Source organism: Pseudomonas sp. PSE14 (assembly GCF_029203285.1).
Classification (GTDB): Bacteria; Pseudomonadota; Gammaproteobacteria; order Pseudomonadales; family Pseudomonadaceae; genus Pseudomonas.
Genome location: NZ_CP115669.1, coordinates 279,029 through 291,681 on the forward strand (window position 1 = coordinate 279,029; position 12,653 = coordinate 291,681).

A 12,653-nucleotide genomic window follows, 5' to 3' on the forward strand; every position below is an offset into this window, starting at 1 on the left:
CGGAGAAGGCCGCGTCTGGCGACGCGGCCGATCACGCTTAGCGCGCGGCGAGCAGTTCCTTGCCACGCACGACGGCGGCGCGAACCTGCTTGGGCGCTGTGCCGCCGATGTGGTCGCGGGCGTTCACAGAGCCTTCCAGGGTCAGTACGGCGAACACGTCGTCGCTGATCTGGTCGCTGAACTGGCGCAGCTCGTCCAGGCTCATCTCGGCCAGGTCCTTGCCGCTGTCCACGCCGTATTTCACCGCATGGCCGACGATCTCGTGGCAGTCGCGGAAGGGCAGGCCCTTGCGTACCAGGTAGTCGGCGAGATCGGTGGCGGTGGAGAAGCCGCGGCGGGCCGCTTCGCGCATGATCTCGCGCTTGGGCTTGATTGCCGGGACCATGTCGGCGAAGGCGCGCAGGCTGTCGCGCAGGGTGTCGGCGGCGTCGAACAGCGGTTCCTTGTCTTCCTGATTGTCCTTGTTGTACGCCAGCGGCTGGCCCTTCATCAGGGTCAGCAGGCCGGCGAGGTGGCCGAACACGCGGCCGGACTTGCCGCGAACCAGCTCCGGTACGTCCGGGTTCTTCTTCTGCGGCATGATCGAGGAGCCGGTGCAGAAGCGGTCGGGCAGGTCGATGAACTGGAACTGGGCGCTGGTCCAGAGCACCAGCTCTTCGGAGAAGCGCGACAGGTGCATCATCGCCACGGAGGCGGCGGCGCAGAATTCGATGGCGAAGTCACGGTCGGACACACCGTCCAGCGAGTTGCCGGAGATCGCTTCGAATCCCAGCAGTTCGCAGGTGATGGTCCGGTCGATCGGGTAGGTGGTGCCGGCCAGCGCGGCGCTGCCCAGGGGCATGCGATTGGCGCGCTTGCGGCAGTCCACCAGGCGCTCGTAGTCGCGGCTGAGCATTTCGAACCAGGCCAGCAGGTGGTGGCCGAAGGTCACCGGCTGGGCGGTCTGCAGGTGGGTGAAGCCGGGCATGATGGTGTCGGCTTCGGCGTCCGCCAGGCCCAGCAGGCCCTGCTGCAGGCGGGTGATCTCGGCGAGGATCAGGTCGATCTCGTCGCGCAGCCACAGGCGGATGTCGGTGGCCACCTGGTCGTTGCGCGAGCGGCCGGTGTGCAGCTTCTTGCCGGTGATGCCGATGCGGTCGGTCAGGCGCGCTTCGATGTTCATGTGCACGTCTTCCAGGTCGACGCGCCAGTCGAAGGTGCCGGCCTCGATCTCGCCCTGGATCTGCTTCAGGCCATCGATGATGGTGTCGCGCTCGGCGTCGGTCAGCACGCCGACCTTGGCCAGCATGGTGGCGTGGGCGATGGAGCCCATGATGTCGTGGCGGTAGAGGCGCTTGTCGAAATCGACGGAAGCGGTGAAGCGGGCGACAAAGGCATCGACGGGCTCGCTGAAACGGCCGCCCCAGGACTGGTTGGTCTTCTCTACGCTCATGGATCTCTCTCGCGGAAACGGGCAGGCGCGGCGCGCGGCCTGCATGAAGGGCAAAGTGCGACGATAATAGCAGGCTGAAGCACAAAACCGGCGGCGCTTTGGCGGTTGGGGTGGGGGAGTGGCGTGGAATCGCCGCGCAGCCCCGGCCGATCCTTGCGCTGCCCGACATTTCCCGGCTCTGGTCGCACGCCGCGCTTGCCGCCGTGCGGACGCTTACGGAAACTGCGTCGATGCCCATACTTGCCAAGACCGGCGCCCGGCCGGCACCCGACGACGACTTCTTCATCCCCGAACTGTGCCAGCCCGAAGCGCTGTTCAGCCTGGTGGTGCTGGCCGAGATGCTGGTGCTGGTGATCGTGCTGGCCGAGCCGATGACGCCGAGCTTCAACTGGGTGCGTCTGTCGTTGATCTCGCTCTTCGTGCAGTGGAACGTACTGCTCTCGGCCGGCCTGCTGTGCCGGATGCGCCCGCTGCTCGCGCGCTGGCCCGCCTGGCGCGCCGGGGTGATCAGTTGTGCGCTGGTGGTGGCCCTGACCCTCGCCTGCACGGCGGCGGCCGACTACCTCTCCCTGGGCGGACCGATGTCGCGCGTCGGCGAGGTGAATCTTTACCTGCGCCATGCGTTGATCGCCCTCATCATGTCCACCCTGTTGCTACGCTACTTTTATCTCCTGAGCCAATGGCGGCGCCAGGAACAGGCCGAACTGCGGGCACGGATCGAGTCGCTGCAGGCGCGCATCCGTCCGCATTTCCTGTTCAACAGCCTCAACAGCATCGCCAGCCTGATCGAGCTCGACCCGGGCAAGGCCGAGCAGGCGGTGCTGAATCTGTCGGATCTGTTCCGTGCCAGCCTGGCCAAACCTGGAACATTAATTTCCTGGGGGGAGGAACTCGAGTTGGCCAGACGCTATCTTTCCATAGAGCAGTTTCGTCTTGGCAACCGCTTGCAGCTGGACTGGCAGGTGAACGGCGTGCCCGATGGCGTGCCGATCCCCCAGCTGACGTTGCAGCCCTTGCTGGAGAACTCGTTGATTTATGGCATCCAGCCGCGCATCGAAGGCGGTCTGGTGAAAGTTGAGGCGGACTACCGTGACGGTGTGTTCCAGCTCTGTGTGAGCAACCCGTACGACGAGTCGACGCAGACGTTGCCCACGAAGGGGACCAAGCAGGCGCTGCAAAATATTGCGGCGAGACTTGCGGCACTTTTCGGGCCAAAAGCTAGTCTCAGCGTCGAGCGCCGTGACGGACGGCACTACACCTGTCTACGCTATCCATGTGCGCGTCTCATGCAGGAAGCCTGAGCTTATGAATGTCCTGATCGTCGATGACGAACCCCTGGCGCGAGAGCGCCTGGCCCGGCTGGTAGGGCAAATGGACGGCTATCGCGTCCTGGAGCCCTCTGCCAGCAATGGTGAAGAAGCGCTGACACTGATCGACAGCCTGAAGCCGGATATCGTCCTGCTGGATATCCGCATGCCCGGCCTGGACGGGCTTCAGGTGGCGGCCAAGTTGTGCGAGCGTGAAGCCCCTCCGGCGGTGATCTTCTGCACCGCCCACGATGAATTCGCCCTGGAAGCATTCCAGGTCAGCGCGGTCGGCTATCTGGTCAAACCGGTCCGCAGCGAAGACCTGGCCGATGCCCTGAAGAAGGCCTCGCGGCCCAACCGCGTGCAGCTGGCGGCGCTGACCAAGCCCCCGGCGGCTGGCGGCCCTGGCCCGCGCAGCCACATCAGTGCGCGGACTCGCAAAGGCATCGAATTGATCCCGCTGGAAGAAGTGATCTTCTTCATCGCCGACCACAAGTACGTGACCCTGCGCCACGCCGGTGGCGAGGTGCTGCTGGATGAGCCACTGAAGGCGCTGGAGGATGAGTTCGGCGAGCGCTTCGTGCGTATCCACCGCAATGCGCTGGTCTCCCGCGAGCGCATCGAGCGTCTGCAGCGCACCCCGCTGGGGCACTTCCAGCTGTACCTCAAGGGGCTCAATGGCGATGCCCTGACCGTCAGCCGCCGGCATGTCGCGGGCGTACGGCGACTCATGCATAACCTGTAGCGACACAGTGCCGCATTCCGCGTGAAGCCTGGGCCTACCGCCCGGGTTTCTGCGCGCACGAGCTGTTATGATGCGGGCAATCTCTTGCACGCTTCCATTGCACGGAATTGCCCATGTCTTCTCGCGAAATCCGTATCGCCACGCGCCAGAGCGCGCTGGCCCTGTGGCAGGCCGAATACGTCAAGGCCCGCCTGGAACAGGCCCATCCCGGCCTGGTCGTAACCCTCCTGCCGATGACCAGCCGCGGCGACAAGCTGCTCGACGCGCCGCTGGCGAAGATTGGCGGCAAGGGGCTGTTCGTCAAGGAACTGGAGACCGCGCTGCTGGAGAACGAGGCGGACATCGCCGTGCACTCCATGAAGGACGTGCCGATGGACTTCCCCGAAGGCCTGGGCCTGTACTGCATCTGCGAGCGTGAAGACCCCCGCGACGCCTTCGTCTCCAACACCTACGCCAGCCTTGATGATCTGCCCGCCGGTAGTGTGGTCGGCACTTCCAGCCTGCGCCGTCAGGCGCAGCTGCTGGCCAGCCGTCCGGACCTGCAGATCCGCTTCCTGCGCGGCAACGTCAACACCCGCCTGGCCAAGCTCGATGCCGGCGAGTACGACGCCATCATCCTCGCTGCCGCCGGCCTGATCCGTCTCGGTTTCGAGGACCGCATCCGCTCCTCCATCAGCGTCGAAGCCAGCCTTCCGGCGGGCGGTCAGGGGGCGGTGGGCATCGAGTGCCGTACCGTCGACAGCGAAATCCATGCGCTGCTCAAGCCGCTGCACCATGCGGAAACCGCCGTGCGCGTTACCGCTGAGCGGGCCCTGAACAAACGCCTCAATGGCGGCTGCCAGGTGCCGATCGCCTGCTACGCGATCCTCGAAGGTGACCAGCTGTGGCTGCGCGGCTTGGTCGGCCAGCCCGATGGCTCCCAACTGCTGCGTGCCGAAGCGCGCGCTTCTCAGGCCGACGCCGAAACGCTTGGTGTGAAGGTGGCCGAAGACCTGCTGGAGCAGGGCGCCCAGGAAATCCTCACGGCGGTGTACGGCGAGGCCGGTCACCCGTGAGCCGCTGGCGGCTGCTGCTGACCCGTCCCGAAGAGGAGTGCGTGGCACTGGCCGCGAGCCTCGCCGAGGCGGGCATCTACAGCGCCAGTCTGCCGTTGCTGGCGATCGTCCCGCGGGAGGAGTCGCCGGCCGAGCGCAGCCTGATCCTTGACCTGGACCGCTACTGCGCGGTTATCGTGGTCAGCAAACCGGCGGCGCGCCTGGGCCTTGAGCGGCTGGACCGCTACTGGCCGCAGCCGCCGCTGACCCAGAGCTGGTTCAGTGTGGGCGCGGCGACCGCGGCTATCCTCGAAGACTACGGCCTGACCGCGCACTATCCGGCGGACGGCGATGACAGCGAGGCCCTGCTGAGGTTGCCGGCGCTGGAGCAGGCCTTGCAGGTGCATGATCCGAAGGTGCTGATCCTGCGTGGCGAAGGTGGCCGAGAATTCCTCGCCGATTGCCTGCGCGGCCAAGGCGTGGCGGTCGACTATCTGGAACTCTACCGGCGCGAGTTGCCGTCTTATCCCCCGGGTGAACTGCCGAGGCGCATCCGGGAAGAGCACCTGAATGCCCTGGTGATCAGCAGCGGGCAGGGGCTGGAGCATTTGCATCGCCTGGCGGAGCAGGATTGGCCGCAGGTGAGTGCGCTGCCACTGTTCGTGCCCAGTCCGCGCGTGGCCGAGCAGGCCCGTGAGCTGGGCGCGCAGCGGGTGATCGATTGTCGGGGCGCCAGCGCTACGGCACTGATGGAGGCGCTGCAAAGCGCCGACAAGAACAATTTCTGAGCGAAGGATGGATCTGTGAGCGAAGCCGTCACTCCCCAAGAGACTCCCACTCCGACCAATCCGGCCCGTGAGCCTGCACCGCGCAAAGGCGGCACCGGCATTGCCCTGCTGGCCCTGCTGGTCGGCGCCGCCGGCCTCGCTGCGGGCGGCTGGGGTATCTGGCAAGTCCAGCAGTTGAAGGCTGCCGAGCAGCAGCGCGCTGCCCAGCTGGAGGACGCGCGCGGGCAGGCGCAGAGCGTGCAGAACAGCAACAGCGAGCTGAACAAGCGCCTGGACGCCTTGCCGACCGCCGATGAGCTCGAGGCCCGCCGCCGTTTGGTGGTGGAGCTGCAGGGCGACCAGCAGCAGCTGTCCAAGCAGCTCAAGCAGGTGCTGGGCCAGAGCCGCCAGCAGTGGCGTCTGGCGGAGGCCGAACACCTGCTGCGTCTGGCTGCGCTGCGCCTGTCCGCGTTGCAGGACATCGACAGCGCGACCGAGCTGGTGCAGGGCGCCGACGATATCCTGCGCCTGCAGAACGATCCGGGCGCCTTCGCGGCCCGCGCGCAACTGGCCAAGAGCCTGGAAGCGCTGCGCAGCCTGCCGCGTCCGGACCGCACTGGATTGTTCCTGCAACTGGGCGCCTTGCGCGACCAGGCCGCGCAACTGCAGCCGCTCAATCCCGCCTTCAAGGCCGACGACAGCGGCTCCGTCGCTAGCACTGCCTGGGGCGACGGCAGCAGCACCTGGGACCAGTGGTGGGAGCGCATCTCGCGCTACGTCCGCATCGATTTCAACGCCGGCCAGGACATTCGCCCGCTGCTCTCCGGCCAGCAGCTTGATCGCGTGCGCCTGGCCCTCAGCCTGGCGCTGGAGCAGGCGCAGTGGGCGGCCTTGAACGGCAAGCAGGAGGTCTACCAGCAGGCGCTGAAACAGGCCCGACAGATCGTCGGCGACTTCTTCAACGCCGACCTTGCCGACAGCCGCGCCCTGGCGACTCGTCTCGACGAGCTGGGCGGCCAGGCTGTCACCGTGCAGACGCCGGACCTGAGCCCCGCACTCAGTTCGCTGCAGGCCTACCTTGCACGCCGCGACGCCGCTGCTGCGCAGCAGGACACCGTCGCGCCCGATGCGGGGGCCCAGCCATGAGCCGCGTCTATGTACTGATCCTGGCCGTCGTGCTGGCCGCCACCCTGGTCGGGCTGGCCGTCGCCGAGCAGTCGGGCTATGTGCTGATCGCCTACAAGAGCTTCCGCTACGAGTCCAGCCTGTGGACCTTCCTTGCCCTGCTGGTAGTGCTGTGGGCGGTCTACCTGGCGGTTCGGGTGGCGATGCGTCTGCTGGGCGTTTCCGGGCGGGTGGTCAATCCCTGGTCGCGCTTCAACCGTCGCCGCCGTTCGCTGCTGGCCGAGGAGAACGGCCAGCGTGACCTCGCCGAAGGGCACTGGCAGCAGGCGCTGCGTCACCTGCGCCGCGCCGCCGAGCTGAGCGAGCGTCCTCTGCCGCACTTCCTGGGCGCCGCCCGCGCGGCAAACGAGCTGGGCAAGACCGAAGAGTGCGATGAGCTGCTCGACCACGCCCTGAAGCGTGAGCCAGGCGCCGAGCTGGCCGTGGGCCTGACTCGCGCCCAGTTGCTGATCAACCGGGGCGATGTCGGCCAGGCGCGCAGCGTGCTGGACAAACTGCACCAGGACCATCCGCGTCATCCCACCGTGCTGCGTCTGCTCCAGCAGCTGTACGTCAGCCTGCACGACTGGCAGGCGCTCTGCGTGTTGCTGCCCGAGCTGCGCAAGGAGCGCGTGCTGCAGAACGCCGAGCTGGCGGACCTGGAGCGCCGCAGTTGGATCGCATCGCTTGCCGAGGCCGGTGAGCGGGGCGTGGGGCAGGGTGAGAGCAGCCTGCAACCGCTGACCCAGCGCTGGCAGAACGTGCCGTCCAATCTACGCGCGCAGCCGCCGCTGGTGGCTGCGTACGCCGAGCAGTTGCTGCGCCTGGGAGCTCCGGAAGAGGCCGAGGACGTGCTGCGCAAGGCGCTCAAGGACGGCTACGACAGCCGCCTGGTGTATCTGTATGGCCGCGCCCGTGGCCGCGATGGCGCGCACCAGCTGAAGACCGCCGAAGGCTGGCTGAAGCAGCATGGAGATGATTCCGAACTGCTGCTCACCCTTGGTCGCCTGAGCCTGCAGAACAAGCTATGGGGCAAGGCGCGCGAGTACCTGGAGGCGAGCCTTGCCCGCCAGCGCAGCGCGGAGACCTGCGCCGAGCTGGCGCGTCTGCTGGCGCAGCTGGGCGAAGTGGAACGCAGCAACCAGCTGTTCCAGGAAGGCTTGGGCCTGCTGGCGCCGTCGGCTTCGTTGCCGGTGACGGTTCGAGCCTGATCCTGCTGCAAGAAAAACGGCGCCTGTGGGCGCCGTTTTCGTTTCTCAGGGCTTGCCGTAGCTGATGCGATAGATCGCTCCGTTCTGGTCGTCGCTCACCAGCAGCGCGCCGTCGGGGGCCACCAGCACATCGACCGGCCGGCCGTGCACCTTGCCGCCCGCGTCCAGCCAGCCTTCGGCGAACACGCTCTGGCGCTTGAGCGTGCCGTCCTCGTTGAACTCGACCCGGGCCACGCGATAGCCGATCTTCTGGCTGCGATTCCAGGAGCCGTGCTCGGCGATGAACAGGTTGTTGCGGTACTCCGGCGGGAACTGGTCGCCCGTATAGAAGCGCAGCCCCAGTGCCGCCACGTGCGGGCCGAGCTTGGCCACCGGCGGCGTGAAGGCGGAGCAGGGCGTCCTGCCTTCCTCGGGGTCGGCAAGGTCGCCCTGGTGGCAGTCGGGGTAGCCGAAGTCCTCGCCGACGCGGCTGATCGTGTTCAGCTCATCGTTGGGCCGGTCATCGCCGAGCAGGTCTCGACCGTTGTCGGTGAACCAGAGCTGGTGCGTCTGCGGATGCCAGGTGAAGCCGACGGTGTTGCGGATGCCGTAGGCAACCACTTCACGGGCGCTGCCATCGGTGTTCATGCGTTGCAGGTTGGCGTAGCGCTCGCGGTCCGGGCGACAGAGATTGCAGGGTGCGCCCACCGGGACATAGAGCTTGCCGTCAGGCCCGAAGGCGATGAACTTCCAGCCGTGGGCCGTCTTGGACGGGAACCGGGTGGGCAATTCCTCGGGGGCCGGAGGGGCGTCGAGGTGGCGTTCGATATCGCGCAGCACCACCACACGGCTGACGGCCGAGACATACAGGTCTCCTTCGTGGAAGGCGACGCCCACGGGCATCGTCAGGTTTTCGGCGACCACCGAGACGCGGCCGTCCGGGCGCACCGCATAGACCTTGCCGGCGTTCATGCTGCCGACGAAGAGGGTGCCCGCATCGCCCCAGGTCATGGCGCGCGCGCCGGGCACCTGGTCGGTGAGCAGGCTGATGTGAAAGCCCTCGGGCAGTCGGATGTTTCCCTGAGTGCTGTCCGAGCAGGCTGGTAAGCTGACCAGGCACAGGAGAGCAAAAAGCGGCAGCGGACGACGCATGGCATGGATTCCCGGATGAGTGCCACCGGCAGTGTAGACAGCCGCCTTGAAACGGCGCCGGTCTTTCCTCTACCGTAGCGCCCTTCCTGCAGCAGCCCATTCAGCGGAGCCGCCATGAACCTGGCCAGCCCTCGTTCCCTGTTCTTCCTCGCCTTCCTCGCCTGCGCCGCCATGCTCGGCACCGGCTTCTACCTGCAATACGTGGTTGGGCTGGAGCCCTGCCCGTTGTGCATCCTGCAGCGCATCTTCTTCGCCGGCGCCGGGCTCTTCGCCCTGATTGCCGGGCTGCATGGCCGTGCCCCGCGCCTGTACTCGGTGCTGATCCTGCTCTTCTCGCTGGCCGGTGCCGGCACCGCGGGCCGGCAGATCTGGCTGCAGACCCTGCCGCCGGATCAGTTGCCGGCGTGCCTGCCGCCGCTGGATTACATGCTCGAAAGCATGCCCTACACCAAGATCATCTACACCATGTTCCACGGTTCGGCCGACTGCGCCGAGGTCAGCTGGACCCTGCTCAGCCTGAGCATTCCGGAGTGGAGCCTGCTCGCCTTCATCGCCTTCTCGCTGTTCGCCATCTTCCAGTTCTTCCGCCGCGGCTGAGCGTCGCAGGCCTTTCTGCTCTGGCCTGCGCTGTCTGGCGCAGGCCAGAGAGGCCGCGGCCTTCCGATTAAACGCTCGTATGAATTTTCCGCGCGCCGGTGTCTTGAAGGCGAAATCGCGCGGGCATACTCTGGACTTCCATTCCGCCGGAAAGCCGCCGCCGAAGAAAACCAATCACGCGGGTACCGAGGTTCGACAGAATATTGTCCCGGGGCGGACATTGCCGGGACGGCGACAAGGGAAGTGAGGACAACATGCTCGAGAGCTGCCGTAATGCCCAGGAACGTTGGGGAGGCGTACACCAGCTGATCGATCGCTGGCTGCGGGATCGACATGAATTGGTCCGGGCATTCGATTCCCTGGACGGTGTCCAGGCGCCGAAGACCAATGCCGAATCCCTGCAGAGCTTTTGCCAGCTCCTGCTCGACTACGTGTCGGCAGGGCACTTCGAAGTCTACGAACAGTTGATGAACGAAGCGCAGGCCTTCGGCGATACCCGAGGTCTGGAACTGGCCAAGCAGATCTATCCCCGTCTCGAAACCATCACCGCCAATGCACTCAATTTCAACGACCGCTGCGACAACGGCGACTGCCGCGAAGGCACCTGCCTCACCAGCGAATTGAAGAGCCTGCGTCAGCAACTGCACGAACGCTTCGAACTGGAAGATTGCCTGATCGAAGTGCTGCACAACGCCCACGGACAGAACGTCGCCACGGTCTGATCGATGCACCGGGTGTGAAGACGGCGCGAGCGCTTGAAGCGATCGCGCCGTTTTTGTTTCAGCGACTCTCCAGCAGCTCGATCTCGAACACCAACGGTGCGTACGGCGGAATCAGGTCTCCCGCCCCGTCGGCGCCATACGCCTGCGCTGAAGGCACCACCACTCTCCAGCGAGCACCCACCGGCATCGCCTGTAGTGCCGTGCGCCAACCGGGAATGACTGCATCCAGGCGGAACCATTGCGGTGAGCTGCTGGCATCGAACGGACTGCCATCCGCCAGGCTGCCGGTGTAGTTCACCCGTGCTTCGCTCAGTTGCGGATTGCGGTTGCCATGTCCTGCTTTCAACTCGCTGACCAGTACGCCTCCCGCCAATTCGCGAACGCCGTAGCGGGCCTTTTCGTTGACCAGAAAACGCTTCTCCGCAGCCTTCGCGGAGTCGGCGGAATCGGTGGCTGCCGGGGTGCCTTGCTGCTGCTGATCATGGGCGCTCAGCACTGTCGCCATGCGCTCTTCCGGCAGTGCCAGCGGCTCGCCGCGATAGCTCTGGCGCAGGCCTTCCAGCAGGTCGCCGATGGCGATATCCGGGACTTCCTGATGCAGCCGTTCGCCCAGTTGCACGCCCAGGCTGTAGGCCAGTTCGTCCTTGGGTGGTGCGGCGCTGACCATCAGAGGTGCGACGAGCAAGCAGAGCGGAGCAAGACGAAGCATGGGTTCTCTCGGCTGTGAAATCCGCTGGAGATTATGCCGGGCGCGGGCTCCAGCTCAATCAGGACAGTGGCGAGCCGCTTCCGACGGGGCTAGTATGGGCGCAACCACGTCCGCCAGGAGGCACGTCATGTCGGCCAACAAGAAACCTGTCACTACCCCTTTGCACCTGCTGCAGCAGTTGTCCCATAGCCTGATCGATCACCTCGAAGGTGCCTGCAAGCAGGCCCTCGTCGACGCAGAAAAACTCCTCGCCAAGCTCGAGAAACAACGCGGCAAGGCACAAGAGAAGTTGCACAACGCACGCACCAAACTGCAGGACGCTACCAAAGAGGGTAAGACCAAGGCCCAGGCCAAGGCGAAGTCCGCCATCGCTGAGCTGGACGAAGCGCTGGATACCCTGAAGGCCCGTCAGACCGAAACCCGTGCCTACATCGCCAACCTCAAGCGCGACGTGCAGGAGAGCCTGAGGCTCGCCCAGGGCGTGGCCAAGGTGAAGGAGGCTGCAGGCAAGTCCCTGGCCAGCCGCAAGCCGGCCGCCGCTGCCAAGCCGGTTGCCAAAGCTGTTGCTGCGAAGTCCGCCGCCAAGCCTGCTGCCAAAGCTGCCGCTGCGAAGCCCGCCGCCAAACCGGCTGCCAAAGCTGCTGCTGCGAAGCCCGCTGCCAAGCCCGCCGCTAAAGCTGCTGCCGCGAAGCCTGCTGCAAAACCGGCTGCCAAAGCTGCTGCCGCGAAGCCCGCTGCCAAGCCGGCTGCCAAAACTGCCGCTGCGAAGCCCGCCGCCAAGCCGGCTGCCAAAGCTGCTGCCGCGAAGCCCGCTGCCAAGCCGGCTGCCAAAACTGCCGCTGCGAAGCCCGCTGCTAAGCCGGCTGCCAAAACTGCCGCTGCGAAGCCCGCTGCTAAGCCGGCTGCCAAAGCTGCCGCTGCGAAGCCTGCCGCCAAGCCGGCTGCCAAAGCTGCTGCCGCGAAGCCCGCCGCCAAGCCGGCTGCCAAAGCTGCTGTTGCGAAGCCTGCCGCCAAGCCGGCTGCCAAAGCTGCCGCTGCGAAGCCTGCTGCCAAGCCGGCCGCCAAAGCTGCCGCTGCCAAGCCCGCCGCCAAGCCGGCTGCTAAAGCTGTTGCCGCGAAGCCCGCCGCCAAGCCTGCTGCCGCGAAGCCCGCTGCCAAGCCTGCTGCTGCGAAGCCTGCCGCCAAACCCGCTGCCAAGCCTGTTGCCGCCAAGCCCGCCGCTCCGGTAGCGCCTGCCGCACCGGCTGCTCAACCGGCTGCTCCGGTTGCTCCGGCTGCTGCTCCGGCCGCCAGTGCCGCCCCGGCACCGGCAGCTCCGGCCAGCACCAGCAGCACCTCCTCCAGCGCTTCCTAAGGCTCAGGAGAGGCTCGCCGCGGTGCGCAGGGTTTCCCGCGCATCGCGGCGCAAGCTGCCCGCATCACCCGTCGCTGCTTCCAGCCAGCGCGACAAGTCTTCCGCATCACCTCGTGGCCAATCCTTCGCCACGCTTTCCAGTCGCTCCAGCAGCACCTTTTCCGCTTCCAGTTCGAGCTGCTTGATTCGCTCGCGCAGCGGCGCCAGTTCCGTATCCTGCTTCGCCGCTTCCCGCCAACGCTGACGCAACGAACGCAGCGGCACTATCACGTCTTCGCGCCAGTCCTGCGCCACACTGTCCAGCGCATCCATCCTCGCCTGCGAGAAGGTCACTCCAGCGCTTCCCAGCCAGGCCGCCGCGAGCGCCAGGCAGACGTCCGCCCCCGCTTCCTGCAAGGCCAGGCAAGCCGGCTCAACCCCTGGGCGGGCGTAGAGTTTCAGCGCATACGACCAGACATCATCAGACATAGACCACCCACA

General features: G+C 66.3%; 13 protein-coding genes. 9 read left to right on the plus strand and 4 right to left on the minus strand.

What is annotated here, in order from left to right:
- Positions 1–37 precede the first annotated feature (37 nt).
- On the minus strand, positions 38–1,432 hold the full coding sequence (gene argH / locus O6P39_RS01295; RefSeq protein WP_275609689.1) for an argininosuccinate lyase: 1,395 nt from the start codon (positions 1,430–1,432) through the stop codon (positions 38–40).
- A 230-nt stretch (positions 1,433–1,662) separates the two neighbouring features.
- Between argH and O6P39_RS01300 the strand changes: the two genes are divergently transcribed.
- The 6 genes from O6P39_RS01300 (at position 1,663) to O6P39_RS01325 (ending at position 7,660) form a co-directional block, all read left to right on the plus strand.
- Positions 1,663–2,733 (plus strand): sensor histidine kinase, encoded by a 1,071-nt coding sequence (locus tag O6P39_RS01300; RefSeq protein ID WP_275609690.1) that lies wholly within the window; start codon positions 1,663–1,665, stop codon positions 2,731–2,733.
- 4 nt (positions 2,734–2,737) lie between these two features.
- Complete coding sequence (gene algR, locus O6P39_RS01305) at positions 2,738–3,484, plus strand: alginate biosynthesis regulator AlgR (RefSeq protein WP_275609691.1); 747 nt, start codon at positions 2,738–2,740, stop codon at positions 3,482–3,484.
- A 113-nt stretch (positions 3,485–3,597) separates the two neighbouring features.
- The gene (hemC, locus tag O6P39_RS01310; protein WP_275609692.1) at positions 3,598–4,539 is read left to right on the plus strand and encodes a hydroxymethylbilane synthase; all 942 of its coding nucleotides are present in this window, start codon (positions 3,598–3,600) and stop codon (positions 4,537–4,539) included.
- The gene (locus tag O6P39_RS01315) at positions 4,536–5,306 is read left to right on the plus strand and encodes a uroporphyrinogen-III synthase (RefSeq protein ID WP_275609693.1); all 771 of its coding nucleotides are present in this window, start codon (positions 4,536–4,538) and stop codon (positions 5,304–5,306) included. Before hemC ends, O6P39_RS01315 begins: the two co-directional genes overlap by 4 nt.
- A gap of 15 nt (positions 5,307–5,321) precedes the next feature.
- Positions 5,322–6,431 (plus strand): uroporphyrinogen-III C-methyltransferase, encoded by a 1,110-nt coding sequence (locus O6P39_RS01320; protein WP_275609694.1) that lies wholly within the window; start codon positions 5,322–5,324, stop codon positions 6,429–6,431.
- A complete protein-coding gene (locus O6P39_RS01325) occupies positions 6,428–7,660 on the plus strand; it encodes a heme biosynthesis HemY N-terminal domain-containing protein (RefSeq protein WP_275609695.1) in 1,233 nt (410 codons plus the stop codon). The genes O6P39_RS01320 and O6P39_RS01325 overlap by 4 nt, the downstream gene beginning before the upstream one ends.
- Positions 7,661–7,705: 45 nt before the next feature.
- Here the strand turns inward: O6P39_RS01325 and O6P39_RS01330 are convergent, their stop codons facing one another.
- Positions 7,706–8,791: a sorbosone dehydrogenase family protein gene (locus O6P39_RS01330; RefSeq protein ID WP_275609696.1), complete on the minus strand. Its 1,086-nt coding sequence runs from the start codon at positions 8,789–8,791 to the stop codon at positions 7,706–7,708.
- Positions 8,792–8,905: 114 nt separating this feature from the next.
- Here O6P39_RS01330 and O6P39_RS01335 point away from each other — a divergent pair, with 114 nt between their 5' ends.
- Complete coding sequence (locus O6P39_RS01335; protein ID WP_275609697.1) at positions 8,906–9,388, plus strand: disulfide bond formation protein B; 483 nt, start codon at positions 8,906–8,908, stop codon at positions 9,386–9,388.
- A 254-nt stretch (positions 9,389–9,642) separates the two neighbouring features.
- Complete coding sequence (gene rsd, locus O6P39_RS01340) at positions 9,643–10,110, plus strand: sigma D regulator (RefSeq protein WP_275609698.1); 468 nt, start codon at positions 9,643–9,645, stop codon at positions 10,108–10,110.
- A 58-nt stretch (positions 10,111–10,168) separates the two neighbouring features.
- On the opposite strand, the gene O6P39_RS01345 is transcribed toward rsd, so the two are convergent.
- Entirely contained in the window at positions 10,169–10,819 is a 651-nt protein-coding gene (locus tag O6P39_RS01345) for an FKBP-type peptidyl-prolyl cis-trans isomerase (protein ID WP_275609699.1), read from the minus strand.
- 127 nt (positions 10,820–10,946) lie between these two features.
- On the opposite strand from O6P39_RS01345, the gene O6P39_RS01350 reads away from it, so the two are divergent.
- Positions 10,947–12,173 (plus strand): AlgP family protein, encoded by a 1,227-nt coding sequence (locus O6P39_RS01350; protein ID WP_275612056.1) that lies wholly within the window; start codon positions 10,947–10,949, stop codon positions 12,171–12,173.
- Between the two features lie 3 nt (positions 12,174–12,176).
- On the opposite strand, the gene O6P39_RS01355 is transcribed toward O6P39_RS01350, so the two are convergent.
- Entirely contained in the window at positions 12,177–12,641 is a 465-nt protein-coding gene (locus tag O6P39_RS01355; protein ID WP_275609700.1) for a TIGR02444 family protein, read from the minus strand.
- Between the last annotated feature and the right edge of the window lie 12 nt (positions 12,642–12,653).

Excerpts from the sequence above, each read along its gene's own strand:
- argH (WP_275609689.1), bottom strand. The coding sequence starts at position 1,432 with ATGAGCGTAGAGAAGACCAACCAGTCCTGGGGCGGCCGTTTCAGCGAG.
- O6P39_RS01300 (WP_275609690.1), top strand. The coding sequence starts at position 1,663 with ATGCCCATACTTGCCAAGACCGGCGCCCGGCCGGCACCCGACGACGAC.
- algR (WP_275609691.1), top strand. The coding sequence starts at position 2,738 with ATGAATGTCCTGATCGTCGATGACGAACCCCTGGCGCGAGAGCGCCTG.
- hemC (WP_275609692.1), top strand. The coding sequence starts at position 3,598 with ATGTCTTCTCGCGAAATCCGTATCGCCACGCGCCAGAGCGCGCTGGCC.
- O6P39_RS01325 (WP_275609695.1), top strand. The coding sequence starts at position 6,428 with ATGAGCCGCGTCTATGTACTGATCCTGGCCGTCGTGCTGGCCGCCACC.
- O6P39_RS01330 (WP_275609696.1), bottom strand. The coding sequence starts at position 8,791 with ATGCGTCGTCCGCTGCCGCTTTTTGCTCTCCTGTGCCTGGTCAGCTTA.
- O6P39_RS01335 (WP_275609697.1), top strand. The coding sequence starts at position 8,906 with ATGAACCTGGCCAGCCCTCGTTCCCTGTTCTTCCTCGCCTTCCTCGCC.
- rsd (WP_275609698.1), top strand. The coding sequence starts at position 9,643 with ATGCTCGAGAGCTGCCGTAATGCCCAGGAACGTTGGGGAGGCGTACAC.
- O6P39_RS01345 (WP_275609699.1), bottom strand. The coding sequence starts at position 10,819 with ATGCTTCGTCTTGCTCCGCTCTGCTTGCTCGTCGCACCTCTGATGGTC.
- O6P39_RS01350 (WP_275612056.1), top strand. The coding sequence starts at position 10,947 with ATGTCGGCCAACAAGAAACCTGTCACTACCCCTTTGCACCTGCTGCAG.
- O6P39_RS01355 (WP_275609700.1), bottom strand. The coding sequence starts at position 12,641 with ATGTCTGATGATGTCTGGTCGTATGCGCTGAAACTCTACGCCCGCCCA.